The organism is Butyrivibrio sp. CB08, from assembly GCF_003625485.1.
Classification (GTDB): domain Bacteria; phylum Bacillota; class Clostridia; order Lachnospirales; family Lachnospiraceae; genus Butyrivibrio.
On sequence record NZ_RAIR01000009.1, the window covers coordinates 1 to 16,390 of the forward strand.

The window sequence follows — 16,390 nt, forward strand, 5'->3', positions numbered from 1 at the left end:
AAAGAACAGTGCTTCATGGATGTGGTAAGCTGTCCTCTTTATGATAAGGCACGGGAACTTGGGACTCCGGAAGCTGTTCAGATGATCTGCTGTATGGATAAAGAATACATGAACGGTTTCAGGGGAGTTGATTATAAACGGACTAAATCAGTGGCTGAAGGTGACGACTGTTGTGACTACAGGCTCATAAAGTCACTGTAAGTGGAGGAAAAATGAAGAATCTTACATCGAGACAGAAAATCATGTTCGGAGTATATTCTATGATCCTGGCGATCATAGGAGATTACCTCCTGGGTTATGGAACATTCAGTACTTCCAGTTCACCGGATGCCTATATGGGAGTTGAATGGAATGTAGCTCCTGACTGGAGATATGCAGTGTCGTCCATTCTCGGATTTGCCTGTGCTACTCTGTTTGCTGTGGCGGCTGTTGAACTTCTTAAGGTTATGGAAGAGAAATATCATCTTAATGATTCTAAGTTGTTTGGCCTTTTCAAGATCGCAAACTGGAGTGGAATCCTTTATTTTGCTTTCATCCATATAGGAATATGCATGCTTCCTGTTGTGTTCAATGCTGGAATGGCAGCAACAGGCGATGTGAAAACTTCTGCTGATATGGTGTTCAGAGTATTGAAAAGTATTGCAGTTCCCATGGGCATCGGATTTGTAGTATGCGATGTTTTCGTTACAATTGCCTGGATCGGAATGGTGTTTAAGAAAATGATTCCTGTGAAAAAGGCTGCATTTATTTGTTGCCCGGTGATTACCTCAATATTAGGGCAGCTCATGAATTACATTTCTGAAGGCCTGGATTCCGGTTTCGAGTCTTTTGGATGGTTGCTCATGTATCTGGTCTGCGCGTTAAGCCTTGTAGATAAGGATGAGAGGTGATGATACAGATGAAATATGCAGGAATGCCTTTGGGGATGTGGTTTATATATAAAATGAGCTTTCGAAATAAGCTGGTAAGCGTGCTTGAGCTTTCGGATCCAGAAGCTGTCGAAGTCATGAAAGCAGCTAAGCGTAGATATAAAGAAATCATTGGAATACTTCCGGAGTTTGAAAAAGGGGACATATTTAAGACTAATATAGTTAACTGTGCCCTATTTTCGTCAGTAATCCTCAGTTTGAAAAAGAAGCCTACCGTAGATGCACTTACTGATTACTACGCGCAGGCCATGACAACGGCTGCTACAAAGTGGTTTTGCAGACGGGCAGGGAAAAAGAAGTTCAGTGATGCTGATATAAGTGGGATGAAGAAAACAGCAGCCCTGAAAGCCGCGGACAGAAACCCTTATTCCTGGAATATGGAATACTTTGATTATGGCGATGATTCCGGATACGAAGCCAGATTCACTAAATGCGGCATCTGCACACTCATGAAGAAACTTGGAATTTATGAGTTTGTGCCTGCTATGTGCCATCTGGACTATACAATGAGCGAGATGGGCGGTTCGGCAGAATTTGTGAGGCAGTATACCCTGCCGTCAGGTGGACCGTACTGCGACTGTGGTTATAAAAAGAAATAATATCTGATAAAAATACTCATTTAGAGTGGTTGACACTGGAAGTAAGCAGTAATAGAATAATCAATGTTAGCGATGGCTAACATGTTGAGTAAATCATGTGAGTTCCTCTTTTTCATACCGGGACCTATGACCGGTTATGAAAAGAGGAATTCTGTGTTTAAACGGAAAGGAGCATTGTGAATGGAATACTTGGAAATTGAAAAGGTTATAGGAAGAGAAATACTGGATTCAAGAGGAAATCCTACTGTTGAAGCAGAGGTTACTCTTGCAGATGGAACTGTTGCTACCGGGACAGCACCAAGTGGAGCATCTACAGGTGAGTTTGAGGCGCTTGAACTTAGAGACGGTGACAAATCAAGATATCTGGGCAAGGGTGTCACAAAGGCAGTAGAGAATATCAACACTGTTATAAATGATGCTATCGTTGGACTTGATGCATCAGATACCTACGCAGTTGACGCAGCCATGATCAAGGCAGATGGAACAAAAGATAAATCAAAACTTGGAGCCAATGCAATACTTGCTGTTTCAATTGCTACAGCCAGAGCAGCATCCAAGGCTCTCGATATTCCTTTATACAGGTTCCTTGGAGGTGTATCCGGCAACAGACTTCCTGTTCCTATGATGAACATCCTTAATGGAGGAGCGCATGCAGACAGTGCTGTAGACACACAGGAGTTCATGATCATGCCCGTTGGAGCACCTTCATTTAAGGAGGCTCTTCGCTGGTGCGCAGAAGTATTCCATAATCTCAAAAAGCTCATCAAGGATATGGGAGATGTGACTGCAGTTGGAGATGAGGGCGGTTTTGCACCTAACCAGCTCAAGAGTGATGAAGAAGCGATTGAGAAAATACTTGAAGCCATAAAGGTAGCGGGGTATGAGCCGGGTAAGGACTTTATGATTGCCATGGATGCAGCAGCTTCCGAATGGAAGAGTGAAAAAGGAAAAGGCTTCTATAAGCAGCCTAAGTCAGGAAAAGAGTTTACATCAGATGAGCTTATCGCGCATTGGGAGAGTCTTGTAGATAAATATCCTATTATTTCAATCGAGGACGGACTTGACGAAGAGGACTGGGAAGGCTGGCAAAAAATGACCGCTAAAATCGGTAACAAGGTACAACTTGTCGGAGATGATCTCTTTGTCACAAATACAGAGCGCCTCAGCAAGGGCATTTCTTTGGGGGCAGGGAACTCAATCCTCATAAAGCTAAATCAGATAGGATCTGTTTCCGAGACACTGGAAGCCATCAAGATGGCTCACAATGCAGGATATACAGCGATTTCATCACATCGTTCAGGTGAGACGGCGGATACAACAATTGCCGATCTAGCAGTTGCTCTTAATACATGCCAGATTAAGACCGGTGCTCCAAGCCGTTCTGAGCGTGTGGCAAAATATAATCAGCTGCTTAGAATCGAGGAGCAGCTTGGCGACAGCGCTGTTTATCCCGGAATGAATGCATTTCATATAAAAAAATAAGAAGAAACAAAGAAATAGGACTTGAGATTTATCAGGCGAGAATATATAATGAAATGCGGTTAGCTGATGCTAACCGCATTTTTTAAAACTTCATGTTAGCCATCGCTAACTATGAGCTATATGAATTGCAGAAATGTGGGGAGATAAGTGAGGTATGAAGAAAAGTAACAATCTGTTTTTTCTCTTTAAGGCAATGGGGCCCTTTCGCATATGCATGTTCTTAAGCATAGTATTCGCAGCGGCTTCCGCTATAGTTTCAATAAAAGCTTACACATATGTGTATCTTATTGCAGAAGAAGTGATTGGCAAAATGGGAGAGGGAGCATTAGATGCTTCTTTAATCTCCGATTATGGTAACTCAATAGTTTTTATGATCTGCGGAGGATTTGGTCTCTATGGCCTGGCACTTCTTTTTTCCCATATAACAGCTTTCAATACGGCAGCACGACTTAAAAGAGTATTGATAGAGCATATCGGAGCACTTCCGGGAGGATATCATGATGTAAATCCGAGCGGGAGCGTGAGAAAGATCATAGAAAAGAACACTGATGTTACGGAAACGCTTATAGCACATCAGATACCTAACACTACGATGTCAATCGTGCTGCCGATCGCGTTTGTAGTGTTCATGTTCAAATATAGCGTCTTTCTGTCGGTTGCCTGCATCATTCCGGTAATAATAGGATTCGCTCTCTTAATGGCGATAATGATGGGCAACGGCAGCGACTTTGTAAGGACATATCAGCAGGCATCCAAAGACATGTCTAACGCAGCTGTGGAATATGTGAGAGGAATTCCTGTCATGAAAACCTTTGGACAGACCGCAGATTCTTTTAACAGATATAAAACTTCAGTGGATTTCTTTTGCCAATACGTGCTTAAGTTTGCGGTATCAATGATGAATGCGGACAGCAGTTACAATACGGCCATCAATTCGGTGTTCTATGCACTTGTTCCGGCAGCTTTGATAGCATTTAATCGTTCAGAGGACCAACTGAAAGTAATATGTTCTTTTATATTCTTTGCATCCATTATTCCGCTTGAAGTGACCATTTTAAAGCGTATAATGAGCAATTCTTCCGAAACCATAATCGTTGATGAGGCTATGGGCACTCTCAGGGCTGTGCTTGATGAAAAGCCCATGGAATATGCAGGAAACAAAGTGCCTGAGGGCTATGACATTAAGTTTACAGATGTTTCCTTCAGATACGCAGACAATCTTCCTTATGTTCTCAAGAATGTAAGTCTTACCATGAAAGAAGGTACCATGACGGCTCTCGTGGGCATGTCCGGAGGAGGTAAGAGTACGATTGCACAGTTATGTGCCAGATTAAGGGACGCTTACTCCGGAACCGTTACGATAGGCGACGTGGACATAAAGGACATATCTGAAGAAACGCTAAACGAAATACTCAGCATAGTATTCCAGGAGAGCACGCTCCTTAAAATGAGCATTGCCGAGAATGTTGCTTTGTATAAAAAGAATGCCAGCCGAAATGAGATTCTTAGAGCCCTCGAAGCTGCTCAGTGCAGTGATATCATAAGCAAACTTCCAAATGGAATTGATACGGTATACGGCTCCAATGGCGCACATCTGTCGGGAGGCGAGATTCAGAGAATAGCAATAGCAAGGGCAATACTCAAGGACTCACCTATAGTTATCCTTGATGAAGCGACAGCGTTTGCTGATGCGGAAAACGAGTATCTAATCAGAAAATCATTTGAAAATCTGCTTAAAGGCAAAACAGTTATTATGATTGCTCATCGGCTTTCTTCTATTAGGAATGCAGACAATATCTATGTGATAGATGGCGGCGCTCCTATCGAAGAAGGCACCAATAAAGAGCTTATGGCATTACGCGGAAGATATTATGAGATGTACTGTGAGTACAAGAAAGCTGTAAGCTGGAAGCTTGAAAAGGAGGTGCCTATAGATGCTAAAGTGTCTTAAATATATGTCTGAAAATGGCAAGAAGGCTGTTCTTTTTGCATCCCTGTGGCTTGGACTGTTCCAGGTTGTATGCATGCTTCCAATGATAATGATAATACATGTCTTATCCAAGATGCTTAGAGCATATCGATTTGGGAATGCAGTGGAAACAAGCGTGGCATTTTATCTTATTGCCGGAGCGTTTCTTATAGCCATTATGTTCTTAACTTACAAGAAAATGTACCGCATGAAATACATAAATGCGGCTAATGAAAATAACTCTCTTAGAATGGGTGTTGCTGACAAGTTCAGGAGACTTCCTGAGAGTTTTCTTTCTACACATGACTTGAGTGATCTGACATCGACTGTAATGGATGATGTAGGAACTATTGAAGGTGTTCTTGCCAATCAGTTGACAGAGATGATTGGCGGGGCTTTTGGAATAGGCATAACACTGATATTTATGTATTTCATAAATGTCAAAATGGCGCTTGCACTTACGGCAGTTATTCCGTTTGTGGTTTTCAGCATGTCATTAAGTGATACTGTGTCCGGGAAGACTCATATGAAGAACAGAATTGCAAGGGTGGCAATTTCTGATTCAATTCAGGAGTACCTGGAAAATATAAGGGTTCTTAAAATTTCAGGGAATATTGGCACATATCAAAAAAGTATCTATAGAAAGATAAGTCATTTGATTCCGGGGCTGGTGCTGTTTGAATTTTTGGCTGGTATGTGTGTTTCAATGGCCTTTAATCTTTTGAGAATGGGCATAGGCATAGTGGCTATATATGGCGCAGGAATCCTAGCCAAAGGGGAAATCAGCGTGGAAATCTACATAACTTTTGTTCTGATGGCTGTGTGGATATATGAGCCTCTTTCTTACACCTGCGAGCATTTAGGCGCAGTAATAGCCAGCAAGGTTGCTGCCACAAGAATCGAGAATATCATGGAATATCCGGAGCAGACTGGTAGTAGAACGGCTTCTTTTGATGGATATGATATTTGCTTCAAAGATGTTTCTTTTTCTTATGCGAGCAAGGAGACAGCGTCAAAGGAGAATGTTCTTAATTCTGTGAGCTTTACTGCCGGACAAGGGCAGTACACAGCGCTCGTGGGACTTTCCGGAAGCGGTAAGAGCACTATCTGCAGGCTTGCAGCCAGACTGTGGGACTATGAGAGCGGACTGATAACAATTGGGGGGACAGATGTTAGGAGTGTTCATCCCGAGCGGCTTTTTGAATTGTTCTCAATAGTATTTCAGGATGTAACTCTTTTTAATGACACGATTTATAACAATATACTTGTTGGGAATAGGAATGCCACAAGAAAAGAGGTGTTGAAAGCAGCCGAAGACGCTCAGTGTATGGCGTTTATAAATAAGCTTCCCGATGGTATCGATACCGTGATAGGCGAAAATGGACATACTCTTTCGGGTGGCGAAAGACAGAGACTATCGATAGCAAGAGCATTCTTAAAGAACGCACCGATAGTCCTTCTTGATGAAAGCACGGCATCTGTCGATCCTGAGACCGAGACAAAACTTCAGGCTGCCATAGAGAAGCTGACAAGGGGCAAAACGGTTCTTATGATAGCTCACAGATTAAGATCTGTCGTGAATTGCGACAGAATAGTGGTGCTAGACAAAGGTGAGGTGGTTGGAAACGGTAGCCACGAAACACTAATAAAAGATTGTGATATTTACAAAAGGCTTTACGAACTGCAATGCGAGGATAAAGACGACTATGAACAGATTACGAATTAATCCGGTGGTACTGATCATTATCAACATTATTGCACCATCCATGTACATAGTGCTAAACGGCAGGTATTTACAGTATTTTCTGCTTGCCTTTGCTTCTTTTGTTCTGATTTTAATGAAACGGTACAAAAGGATTATCGGAATGATAGCAGTCTATGGGGCAATGATCGGAATACACGAAATCACGATCATGGATGACAGGACCAAGTTTATAGGACTGTTTTTCATCGTAATTGCTCAGTCAGTGCCATGTCTGGTGTTGGCATCGGTGCTTGTCACCAAGTACAATTCTGCAGAACTTCTATCGGCTCTTGAGACTATGAGATTGCCGAGGATGCTGGTGGTGGCAGTAACTATAACCCTCAAGTACATACCCACTTTTGCACGAGAGTTTAAGCTGATCAAAGAATCCATGCGACTTAGGGGAATTGCCTTTACATGGAAAAAACCAATCTGCAGTTTTCAGTATTTTGTGGTGCCGCAGCTTTTCAGATGTGCGGCACTAGCTGAAGAAGTCACGGCTGCCGGGATGGTTAAGGGGATAGATGCACCGGTGAAGCGAAGTTCTTATTTTGAGGAAAAGGTAAGATGGTCAGATGCAATGATAATGGCTGTCTTTATGATCGGACTAGCAGGAGGTTTTGTATGGCAGATACACCTGTGATTAAGGCGGAAGGCCTTTCTTTTAAATATAACGAATCAGAAGAAGGAATATTTGACATAAGTTTTGAAGTTATGAAGGGGGAGGCTGTGCTCATTACCGGTAACAGTGGTTGTGGCAAATCTACACTCTTAAAGTGCCTCAACAAGCTGATTCCTACCATAACTGAGGGTGAACTTCAAGGAAAGCTTTATATAAACGGTGAAGACTATGCAAAGGTAAAAATGTATGACCTGAACAAAGAAGTGGGATCTGTTTTTCAGAATCCTCGCTCGCAGTTCTTTACCGAAAACTCCACGGCGGAGCTTGTATTCCCGATGGAGAATTACGGCATGTCCAAAGAAAAAATGCGTCAAAAACTTGGTGCCCTCAAGGAAGAGTTTGGTCTCTTGAAAGTAATAGGACGTGACATTTTCACCCTTTCAAGCGGAGAAAGACAGCTACTTGCCCTGGCTTCATCACTGACCATGGATCAGAAGATACTTATATTTGATGAGCCTTCTGCCAATCTTGATTACGGTAATGCCACACGCCTTGGGATACTTATCGACAAGCTTAAGACTCAAGGATACACGATCATTGTTGCTGATCACAGATTCTATTACTTAAATGGATATATAGATAAGGTTCTTTTCATGGAACAGGGCAGAATGATTGTTTTTGAAAGCGAGGATGAATTCAAGAAAAGCGGTTATGACACCAGAAGCTTTGATTTATTCTCACTTGGACTTCCTTTTAACAATGCAAAAGTCGTAGGAAAAGATATTGTAGCGGAGCTTAATGATATTTCGTATAAGGGCATTATAAAAGACATAAACTTAAAGCTTTATAAACATGAAGTCGTGGGACTTGTGGGCAGTAATGGCGCCGGTAAAACTACTCTTGCAAAGATTCTTTGTGAAAGCAATAAGCCGGACAGCGGAAAGGTAATCAAAAGCACTCTTCCGTTCTTTATAATGCAGGATCCGGATTACCAGCTTTTTGGGACGTCTGTAGATAATGAGCTTTCTCTTGTTAAAAATGATCAGGAGAAAATCGCAGAATGTGAGGAACACCTTGGACTTGTCCCTTACAGATACAAGCATCCTTTTGATCTTTCCGGAGGGCAGAAGCAAAGGCTTCAGATAGCAATGGCGCTTATATGTGATAGAGACCTTATCATATTTGATGAACCCACTAGCGGCTTGGATGTGTACTCCATGCAAAGGGTTTCTGATGAAATAGTAAAGCTCAAAGAACACGCGGGAGTTCTTGTAATATCTCATGACTACGAGTTTTTGAGGCATGTGGCTGACAGGATCATTTTTCTTAATGAAAAGACTATCACTGACGATTTTGAGTTAACAGGAGAAACTGTTAACAGACTTAACGAGATATTTAACGACATGGCTTCATTATCGGCTTAAATGGAAGGCAAAAAAGGTTACTAAGATTCTTAGAATCTAAAAATATAGCACACATAATCAAAGGAGGAAGTATGAAAAGATTAAAGATTAAGGACATAGTGATGATTGCGCTTTTGTCAGCGCTGTACATGATTTTTTACATGATATCCGGCACAGCAGTGATGATATTTGGGGCTTTCGGACATGCAATAAGCCCGGGAGTATGTGCTATATTTACAGGCACAATAATGTATTTTATGTCAAGAAAGGTTGGTAAATTTGGACAGTTCCTGATCATGCAGGCTATTTGTATGATTCTTTTTTCAATAATGGGCGCAGGATATCTTCCCTGGTTCATTACATCAATGCTAGGAGCTCTTATCGCTGACTTAATAGCTTCAATAAGCGATAAGCCTTCCGTATTGAGAGTGGCAGCGGCATCCGGTGTATTCCACGTAGGGCAGGCATTCGGATCCATTATTCCTTCAATGTTCTTTATGGAAAGCTACAGAGAGGAATGGATTTCCAGAGGGCAAACTCCTGAAGCAATGGATGAAATGATTTCGTACACGACAGGTTTTATGGGCATTGTATCAACTGCTGTTGTATTCCTGCTTGCTGTAGTGGGCGTATATATCGGATATTTCATCCTGAGAAAGCATTTTGAGCATGCAACTGTTAGAAATGTAGCATGAGAAAAATATTCATTTAGAACGATTGACGAAGGAAAGCGAACAGTGTACTCTAAAAATACATTAGCGTACACTGTTCGCTTATTCTTTGTTGCATCTAAACGGGAGAGAACATGCCAAGAGATAAGACTGCTAATCATGAGAAAATTGTAGAGGCCGCTTTTGGCGAGTTTAAAAAGTATGGCTTTGAAGACGCATCTATGCGCCGCATTGCAACTGCCTGTGGCATGAGCGCATCCGGCCTTTATAAGCATTTCCCCGGGAAGGCAGAGATGTTTACATCCCTGGTCAAACCTGCACTGGATGGACTCATGAATCTGTATCATCAAATTGAAGATGAATACTTTGATGATCTTTCGAAGAACAAAATAGCAGATGTGAGCGATTCAAAGGGCGAGCTGGTAAGGGCTATGGAGTTTATTTACGATCACTATGATGAGTTTGAGCTTATTATTTGCAAGTCCAAGGGCTCAATTTATGAGAACTTCAAGCATGATATAGCAAATCTCGAGGAAAAAGTGACGCTACGGTACATGGATGAGATCAGGAAAAACGGAATTCATGTGAAAGATATTAATCAAAAAGAATTCCATCTTCTGGTGACCGCGTGCATCGAAGCATTGTTTCAAACAGTGACGCATGGCTTTTCAAAAGAAGAAGCTATTCACTTTGCCGAGACGGTGCAGAATTTCTACGGACCCGCGTGGAAGGCATTTTTTTAATTATAGGTATCAGATCCCCGCATATCGCGGGGATTTAAAAAGGATGCAGGTTAGCTATTGCTAACAAAATAGAAAAGGTACATGTAAAAAGAAAGGGAGGGAAAGAAGAAAAATGGACAGTACTAAAAAGAGATCCACACTCAGCTGGGTGCTTGAATTTGCCGGCATGAATAAAAGCTCATACATACTGAGCATTGTATTTGCCACAATAAGTGTCCTGGCAGGCTTCGTGCCGTATTTTTATGTAGCAAAAATTGTAAGATCACTTATTGACGGTGAGAGGGATATGAGATTTTTCCTGACACAATGCGTTATCATTTCATGCTGCTGGCTGGTAAATAAGGCTTTTCACAGCATATCCACAACCCTGTCCCACAGGGCAACCTTTGGAGTTCTTGCGGAGATCAGAAGAAGACTTACCAAAAAACTAAGTCTTATGCCGTTGGGAGATGTTTTGGAGGATTCATCCGGCTCCTACAAGAACATAATTGTTGAGCGAGTAGACTCCATAGAAACAACGCTTGCGCATATCATCCCTGAGATGATTTCTAATGCGGTGGTACCTATCGGCATTCTTGTGATCATGTTCACTATCAACTGGAAGCTTACTTTGCTTTCGCTCATCAGTGTTCCGTTGGGACTGATTTTTTACAGTCTGATGATGGTGGGCTCCGAAGAGAGCTTTAATAATACCATTGTTAAGACCAAAGCCCTTAATGACACAGCTGTAGAGTATATTAATGGCATTGAGGTAATAAAGGCGTTTGGCAAGACCAAGACCTCATACGAGAAGTTTATAGTCGCTGCAAAAGAAGGAGCAGACTGTTTCATCGAATGGATGAGAAGGTGCAATTTATGGCAGAATCTTGCGCTCACTCTTTTACCTGCGCAGCTTTTAACGCTCTTGCCATTTGCAGGACTATTTTACATGCAGGGAAAAATCGACGGTACTGATGCCATGCTTCTTATCATTCTTACGCTGGGACTGGTATCACCGTTTATGGTAGTTGCAGGACACATGGATAATCTAAAGAAAACAGGTTCCATTATTGCTGAAGCTACGTCAATTCTTGGGAAAAGAGAATTGATCCGTCCGGAGATAATGAATAAAAAGCCGCTGGATAATACTATAGAGTTTAATGACGTTCACTTTGGATACAACGAGAACGAGGTGCTCCATGGCGTTAACCTGACAATAAAAGAAGGAACTGTCAATGCACTTGTTGGGCCTTCAGGATCCGGCAAATCCACGATTGCCAAGCTTATAGCTTCTTTCTGGGATCCGGACAGAGGATCTGTTACTTATGGTGGCGTGAGCATAAAGGATATCCCTCTTGCAGACTACAACAAGAATATTGCTTATGTCTCTCAGGATAACTATCTTTTTGATGAAACTGTCATGGAAAACATAAGAATGGGAAATCCAAATGCCAGCGATGAAGAGGTTATCAGAGCCGCAAAGGCTTGCGGGTGTCATGATTTTATCATGAATCTTGAAAAGGGATATGATACAAAAACCGGTGGTGCAGGCGGACATCTTTCAGGGGGAGAAAGACAGAGAATCAGCATTGCAAGGGCGATGCTTAAGAATGCACCTGTTGTCATACTTGATGAAGCTACAGCTTATACTGATCCGGAGAATGAGGCTCTTGTTCAGAGAAGTGTTGCAAAGCTTATCGCAGGAAGAACACTTATCGTTATTGCCCACAGACTTTCCACCATTGCCTCCGCAGATCAGATTTTTGTGATAGATGACGGAAATGTAGTGGCTAAGGGAACTCAGGAGGAGCTTCTAAAAGAATCACCACTATATAGGGAAATGTGGGAAGCTCACATATCTTCCAAAGATTCGGAGGTGGCATAATGTTTCGTACTTTAAAAATGTATTTCGATTTTGCTAATAAGGTAAACAGGAAGAAGCTCCTTACTGCAATGCTTTTAGGAGTGCTCAAGGCTATGTTCGCCATGATCAAGATTCCGGCCATAGCAACAATCATTCAGGGTATCTTGGAAGAGAATATGAGTCCTGCCACCATATGGACTTCATTTGGGATTATGTGTATTTCTATTGCTGGACAGGTGATTGTGGGGCTAAAGACGACAATGCTTCAGACTGAGGCTGGGTATAATACCTGTTCGGGAAAAAGAATTGAGATAGCAGAGCACCTTAGGTACCTTCCCATGGGATTTTTCAACGCAAACAGCCTTGGAAGGATAACCAATATCACTACCAATACCATGGAGCAGCTGGCAGATGTGGCTACACTGGTGGTAATGATAACAACTCAGGGACTGGTGACAACTGCTGTGATTTTCGTGTTCCTTGCAGTTTTTGATATACGTATAGCACTTATTCTTTTAGCCGGTATATTGGTTTTCTCTTTTTTCAATACAATGATGCAGAGTGCAACACGCCCGGCTGCGCCAAGGGTTGCAAAGGCCGGAGAAACGCTTGTAAGCGCGGTTATCGAGTACATACAGGGTATTGCTGAAGTAAAGAATTACAATCTGACTGAGAAGACTGCCAGAAAACTTGAAGATGCTATAAAAGAAAAACAGGCAGCGGATACTAAAATGGAATTTACGGTTATACCATACATGTTCCTTCAGGGACTTGCGACCAAGCTTACCGGAGTACTCATGTGCATCGTTTCCGTGTATTTTTACCTCACAGGTTCAATGCCGCTTTTATATGCGATAATCATGACGATTTCATCATTTATGATCTACGAGAGCCTTGATATGATGGGTGGATTCTCAGCTCTTATGAGAAATGTAAATATCATTGTCGACAAGGCAAATGAAGTTCTTGATATTCCGCCAATGGATATTGACGGGGCGGACATTGTATCGGATTCAATGGATATTGAACTTAGAGATATCTCTTTTGCCTATGAAGATAAGAAGATAATTGATGGAGTATCAGTAAAGATTCCGGCGAATACTACTACCGCAATAGTGGGACCATCAGGCGGCGGCAAGACCACTCTTACCAATCTTATGGCAAGATTCTGGGATGTTGGTTCAGGCGAAGTTCTTCTTGGAGGCAGAAATGTTAAGGATTACAGCTTTGACTGCCTTATGAAGAATTTCAGTTTCGTTTTCCAGCGAGTTTACCTTTTTGAAGATACCATTGCCAACAATATAAGATTCGGTGAGCCTGATGCTCCAATGGAGAAAGTAATTGCAGCTGCAAAAAAAGCCCGCTGTCATGACTTCATTATGAGTCTTCCGGATGGATATGATACTATTATCGGTGAGGGCGGCGCATCTCTTTCAGGCGGCGAGAAGCAGAGAATATCTATCGCCAGAGCTATCATGAAGGATGCACCGATCATTATCCTGGATGAAGCAACTGCCAATGTCGATCCGGAGAATGAGGCGGAGCTTACCAAGGCTATTGAAGAGCTCACCAGGAACAAGACCATCATCATGATCGCTCACAGACTTAAGACTGTAAGGCATGCGGACCAGATTGTAGTTGTTGCAGACGGTAAGATAGTTCAGAAGGGCACCCATGAAGAATTGGTAAATGAGCCGGGAATATATAAGGACTTTGTCAGTGAAAGACAGGAAGCGGTATCCTGGAAAATTGCATGAAGTGGCTGATTACGATTGTAGGCAATCCTATTATTGCAGCTGTACTGGCAGGGATTATGATGGTCGTATTATGAGGGAGGGAAGCAGGTAACATGGCTTGGCATGTATTGGCAATTGAAGCGGTAGTATTTGCAGTATTATTTACAACAATTCTTTTTGTGACTTTTCACGGAGACAGAATGTACAGCCCGGCTTGTATACATAATTACCCGCCTGATATTCAAGAAGAATACTTTAAAACACATGAAAAAGTGGATGTTTCATATAAATCAAAAAAGGTAGTACTGGCGAAGTTCTGTGGAATAATCATGTTTACAGTTATTCTTACCATATGCGCGAAGCTTGCCGGGGCAGTTACATTTTGGCAGGGATTCGCGATCGCTTTTGGACTCATGGTATGGATTGGAGCCTATGACACACTTTTTCTGGACTGGGTATTATTTGCAAATATGAAAATGTTCAGGCTGGAAGGAACAGAGCACATGGATAAGGCTTACCATCAGAAGTGGTTTCATTTAAAAGGTGCTATATTCCCGGGGCTGTTGTTTGCACTGATTCCGGCAGCGATTGTAGGACTGTTCATAAGTTTGATGGGTTGAATAAGAAAAGAGCTTTGAGTAAGTGGTAAGTCAGGAACATAGCATATTCAAGATCTGCTCAATCAGAGAGTCAACCATTACGTTGTAATTTTCTTTGATGAAGACCTTTTTTGTAGCAAGGCTGATGGCGATGAGCTTCATGTAATTGCAGGCAAGCTTCCAGTCGGGCTCCGTTGCCGGTGATTCAAGAAGTGAGATTAGCATATGCATGGTCTTACTGTCGTTACTTTTGTCTTCTATATATTTGTCTGACCAGGATGCTATGAGGCGCTTTTTTTCGGCATCGGTTAGAAAAGTAAACACATTGGGATTTTCTGCTGACAACCATTTGAGGTAGTCGCGCAGAGAATCCTTTGTTAGTTTGCCGGAATCGTTAAGATAGGAGAGGAGCTTTTCTTTGGCACGGTTTCTCTCGTGAATCATCATGTGGTACATGAATTCAGATTTATTTTCGAACAGATTATAGAAGGTGCCCTTGGCGATATATGTTTCTTCTGTTAGCTTATCGATGTTTACGGCAGATAAGCCGCCCTTTTTTAGCATCTTAAATCCTTTATCAAGAAGTTTCTTTCGGATTTCATCCCTGTTTTCATCTGTGAATATCTTTGGCATATCGGTTTTCTCCGCTAATAGTTTTAATGACTTTAGAAATATTGATAGTCATTTTGCGAAGATTATACTTGGAATTATCAATGATTTCAAGGAGGTTGCCATGCTGAACAAGGTAAAATTGACAGAAGCGGAAATGAGAGAGTTTGCGGAGGTGTTTGCGTACTATGACTATGGTGATAAAGAAATCGGAATGGTTCCTTATTATCCCGGATACCCGGACAGGACAAGCCTGGTTAACTATCTGGTAGCCATGATAAAAACGGCAAATGAATATGATGGGATATATGCGACATCAGAGAATAGGGAGGGCATTATTATTCTGACGGATACTACACATCCATATCCCGGAATTGCAATGTTTAAAATGGTCTGGAGGATGGCAAGAGCTCTTGGCTTTAGGAACTTCAGCGATATTGTGAAGAAGTTCCAGGCTGGAGGAGCAAGTCTTGAAAAGACATATAGGGATAAAAAGAAACAGTTTGTACAGATAGAACTGCTTGCCGTAAAAAAGGAATATCAGGGTAAGGGATTTATGCGTCCGCTGGTTGAGACTGCATTCGAAGTGGCTGATGAGGCTGGATTACCGGTCATAGTATCAACTGATGCCAAGCTTAAGAAAGAAAAGTATGAGCATATTGGCATGAAACATGTGGGTACAAGAACGCTTGGGGAAAGGAGCTTTATGTATGATCTTGTAAGAGAAAAATGAAATGATAAATTTTTGAGAAAAGTTAGCAACAACTAACAATAAGTAGTATCATGAAGTATAGTAAGTAACAGATTGGGGATGAAGAAGCAACGGAGAGCAGTCTGTATGAGCAATACTCTTAAAAAATCTTCTATATTTAAGCGTTTTTATTCGGAATTGGCAGAGAAATACGGAAAAGCTAAGACAAAAGATATATGGGATTATGCTGAAGAGGAGTTTTCCAGATTAAAGAATGCTGAACCATCCGCAGATAAGGCGAGTGTGTCATATGTCTTTCCAGCAGTAGCACTGTATCGTTCAGTTGAGCATTTCTATCCCGGAGAAGCTTTGGCTGTTACAAGAGGCTTTGGAACAAAGATGGGACGCAGACTACGAGGTATCTTTAGCAAGATTACTGCTTTTCCGGGCATTCCTTCACTCATGTGGAAGAGGATGGATAGAATTGCTGCAAAACTGAGCGATGGATATGAAATAAAGAATCTTAAAGTTACCAAAGAACAGTGCTTCATGGATGTGGTAAGCTGTCCTCTTTATGATAAGGCACGGGAACTTGGGACTCCGGAAGCTGTTCAGATGATCTGCTGCATGGATAAAGAATACATGAACGGCTTCAGGGGAGTTGATTATAAACGGACTAAATCAGTGGCTGAAGGTGATGACTGTTGTGACTACAGGCTCACAAAGTCGTTGTAAAGGCTATAGACATGA

Annotated in this window: 16 protein-coding genes; 15 read left to right on the top strand and 1 reads right to left on the bottom strand. The window is 41.9% G+C overall.

Going from position 1 to position 16,390, the window contains the following annotated elements; genetic code table 11:
* From D6855_RS13835 to D6855_RS13895, 13 genes are all read left to right on the top strand, one after another.
* On the top strand, positions 1-201 hold a 201-nt coding region (locus tag D6855_RS13835; RefSeq protein ID WP_199712457.1), incomplete at its 5' end, for an L-2-amino-thiazoline-4-carboxylic acid hydrolase.
* A gap of 11 nt (positions 202-212) precedes the next feature.
* Positions 213-890 (top strand): DUF6796 family protein, encoded by a 678-nt coding sequence (locus D6855_RS13840; protein WP_120742123.1) that lies wholly within the window; start codon positions 213-215, stop codon positions 888-890.
* 8 nt (positions 891-898) lie between these two features.
* Positions 899-1,528, top strand: a complete 630-nt coding sequence (locus D6855_RS13845) for an L-2-amino-thiazoline-4-carboxylic acid hydrolase (protein WP_120742403.1) — start codon at positions 899-901, stop codon at positions 1,526-1,528.
* 180 nt (positions 1,529-1,708) lie between these two features.
* A complete protein-coding gene (eno, locus tag D6855_RS13850; protein ID WP_120742125.1) occupies positions 1,709-3,010 on the top strand; it encodes a phosphopyruvate hydratase in 1,302 nt (433 codons plus the stop codon).
* Positions 3,011-3,164: 154 nt separating this feature from the next.
* Positions 3,165-4,961 carry an ABC transporter ATP-binding protein gene (locus D6855_RS13855; protein WP_120742127.1) on the top strand — a complete coding sequence of 599 codons (1,797 nt, stop codon included), beginning with the start codon at positions 3,165-3,167 and terminating at the stop codon, positions 4,959-4,961.
* Positions 4,945-6,705, top strand: a complete 1,761-nt coding sequence (locus D6855_RS13860; RefSeq protein WP_120742129.1) for an ABC transporter ATP-binding protein — start codon at positions 4,945-4,947, stop codon at positions 6,703-6,705. Before D6855_RS13855 ends, D6855_RS13860 begins: the two co-directional genes overlap by 17 nt.
* On the top strand, positions 6,686-7,366 hold the full coding sequence (locus tag D6855_RS13865; RefSeq protein WP_120742131.1) for an energy-coupling factor transporter transmembrane component T: 681 nt from the start codon (positions 6,686-6,688) through the stop codon (positions 7,364-7,366). The genes D6855_RS13860 and D6855_RS13865 overlap by 20 nt, the downstream gene beginning before the upstream one ends.
* Positions 7,348-8,769, top strand: coding sequence for an ABC transporter ATP-binding protein (locus tag D6855_RS13870; RefSeq protein ID WP_158589542.1), 1,422 nt, complete (start codon positions 7,348-7,350; stop codon positions 8,767-8,769). The genes D6855_RS13865 and D6855_RS13870 overlap by 19 nt, the downstream gene beginning before the upstream one ends.
* A gap of 71 nt (positions 8,770-8,840) precedes the next feature.
* On the top strand, positions 8,841-9,443 hold the full coding sequence (locus D6855_RS13875; protein ID WP_120742135.1) for an MptD family putative ECF transporter S component: 603 nt from the start codon (positions 8,841-8,843) through the stop codon (positions 9,441-9,443).
* 110 nt (positions 9,444-9,553) lie between these two features.
* Complete coding sequence (locus tag D6855_RS13880) at positions 9,554-10,162, top strand: TetR/AcrR family transcriptional regulator (protein ID WP_120742137.1); 609 nt, start codon at positions 9,554-9,556, stop codon at positions 10,160-10,162.
* A 112-nt stretch (positions 10,163-10,274) separates the two neighbouring features.
* Positions 10,275-12,026 carry an ABC transporter ATP-binding protein gene (locus D6855_RS13885; RefSeq protein WP_120742139.1) on the top strand — a complete coding sequence of 584 codons (1,752 nt, stop codon included), beginning with the start codon at positions 10,275-10,277 and terminating at the stop codon, positions 12,024-12,026.
* Positions 12,026-13,762, top strand: coding sequence for an ABC transporter ATP-binding protein (locus D6855_RS13890; RefSeq protein WP_120742141.1), 1,737 nt, complete (start codon positions 12,026-12,028; stop codon positions 13,760-13,762). Before D6855_RS13885 ends, D6855_RS13890 begins: the two co-directional genes overlap by 1 nt.
* Positions 13,763-13,854: 92 nt before the next feature.
* On the top strand, positions 13,855-14,361 hold the full coding sequence (locus D6855_RS13895; RefSeq protein ID WP_120742143.1) for a hypothetical protein: 507 nt from the start codon (positions 13,855-13,857) through the stop codon (positions 14,359-14,361).
* Between the two features lie 30 nt (positions 14,362-14,391).
* Here D6855_RS13895 and D6855_RS13900 read toward each other — a convergent pair whose 3' ends face one another.
* Complete coding sequence (locus tag D6855_RS13900; RefSeq protein WP_120742145.1) at positions 14,392-14,973, bottom strand: TetR/AcrR family transcriptional regulator; 582 nt, start codon at positions 14,971-14,973, stop codon at positions 14,392-14,394.
* Between the two features lie 100 nt (positions 14,974-15,073).
* On the opposite strand from D6855_RS13900, the gene D6855_RS13905 reads away from it, so the two are divergent.
* Both D6855_RS13905 and D6855_RS13910 read left to right on the top strand, forming a co-directional pair.
* Positions 15,074-15,682, top strand: a complete 609-nt coding sequence (locus tag D6855_RS13905; protein WP_158589543.1) for a GNAT family N-acetyltransferase — start codon at positions 15,074-15,076, stop codon at positions 15,680-15,682.
* A gap of 105 nt (positions 15,683-15,787) precedes the next feature.
* The gene (locus D6855_RS13910) at positions 15,788-16,375 is read left to right on the top strand and encodes an L-2-amino-thiazoline-4-carboxylic acid hydrolase (protein WP_158589544.1); all 588 of its coding nucleotides are present in this window, start codon (positions 15,788-15,790) and stop codon (positions 16,373-16,375) included.
* Positions 16,376-16,390 lie beyond the last annotated feature (15 nt).

Bases quoted from the DNA above. Each gene is read 5' to 3' on its own strand.
- D6855_RS13840 (WP_120742123.1), top strand. From the start codon at position 213: ATGAAGAATCTTACATCGAGACAGAAAATCATGTTCGGAGTATATTCT.
- D6855_RS13845 (WP_120742403.1), top strand. From the start codon at position 899: ATGAAATATGCAGGAATGCCTTTGGGGATGTGGTTTATATATAAAATG.
- eno (WP_120742125.1), top strand. From the start codon at position 1,709: ATGGAATACTTGGAAATTGAAAAGGTTATAGGAAGAGAAATACTGGAT.
- D6855_RS13855 (WP_120742127.1), top strand. From the start codon at position 3,165: ATGAAGAAAAGTAACAATCTGTTTTTTCTCTTTAAGGCAATGGGGCCC.
- D6855_RS13860 (WP_120742129.1), top strand. From the start codon at position 4,945: ATGCTAAAGTGTCTTAAATATATGTCTGAAAATGGCAAGAAGGCTGTT.
- D6855_RS13865 (WP_120742131.1), top strand. From the start codon at position 6,686: ATGAACAGATTACGAATTAATCCGGTGGTACTGATCATTATCAACATT.
- D6855_RS13870 (WP_158589542.1), top strand. From the start codon at position 7,348: ATGGCAGATACACCTGTGATTAAGGCGGAAGGCCTTTCTTTTAAATAT.
- D6855_RS13875 (WP_120742135.1), top strand. From the start codon at position 8,841: ATGAAAAGATTAAAGATTAAGGACATAGTGATGATTGCGCTTTTGTCA.
- D6855_RS13880 (WP_120742137.1), top strand. From the start codon at position 9,554: ATGCCAAGAGATAAGACTGCTAATCATGAGAAAATTGTAGAGGCCGCT.
- D6855_RS13885 (WP_120742139.1), top strand. From the start codon at position 10,275: ATGGACAGTACTAAAAAGAGATCCACACTCAGCTGGGTGCTTGAATTT.
- D6855_RS13890 (WP_120742141.1), top strand. From the start codon at position 12,026: ATGTTTCGTACTTTAAAAATGTATTTCGATTTTGCTAATAAGGTAAAC.
- D6855_RS13895 (WP_120742143.1), top strand. From the start codon at position 13,855: ATGGCTTGGCATGTATTGGCAATTGAAGCGGTAGTATTTGCAGTATTA.
- D6855_RS13900 (WP_120742145.1), bottom strand. From the start codon at position 14,973: ATGCCAAAGATATTCACAGATGAAAACAGGGATGAAATCCGAAAGAAA.
- D6855_RS13905 (WP_158589543.1), top strand. From the start codon at position 15,074: ATGCTGAACAAGGTAAAATTGACAGAAGCGGAAATGAGAGAGTTTGCG.
- D6855_RS13910 (WP_158589544.1), top strand. From the start codon at position 15,788: ATGAGCAATACTCTTAAAAAATCTTCTATATTTAAGCGTTTTTATTCG.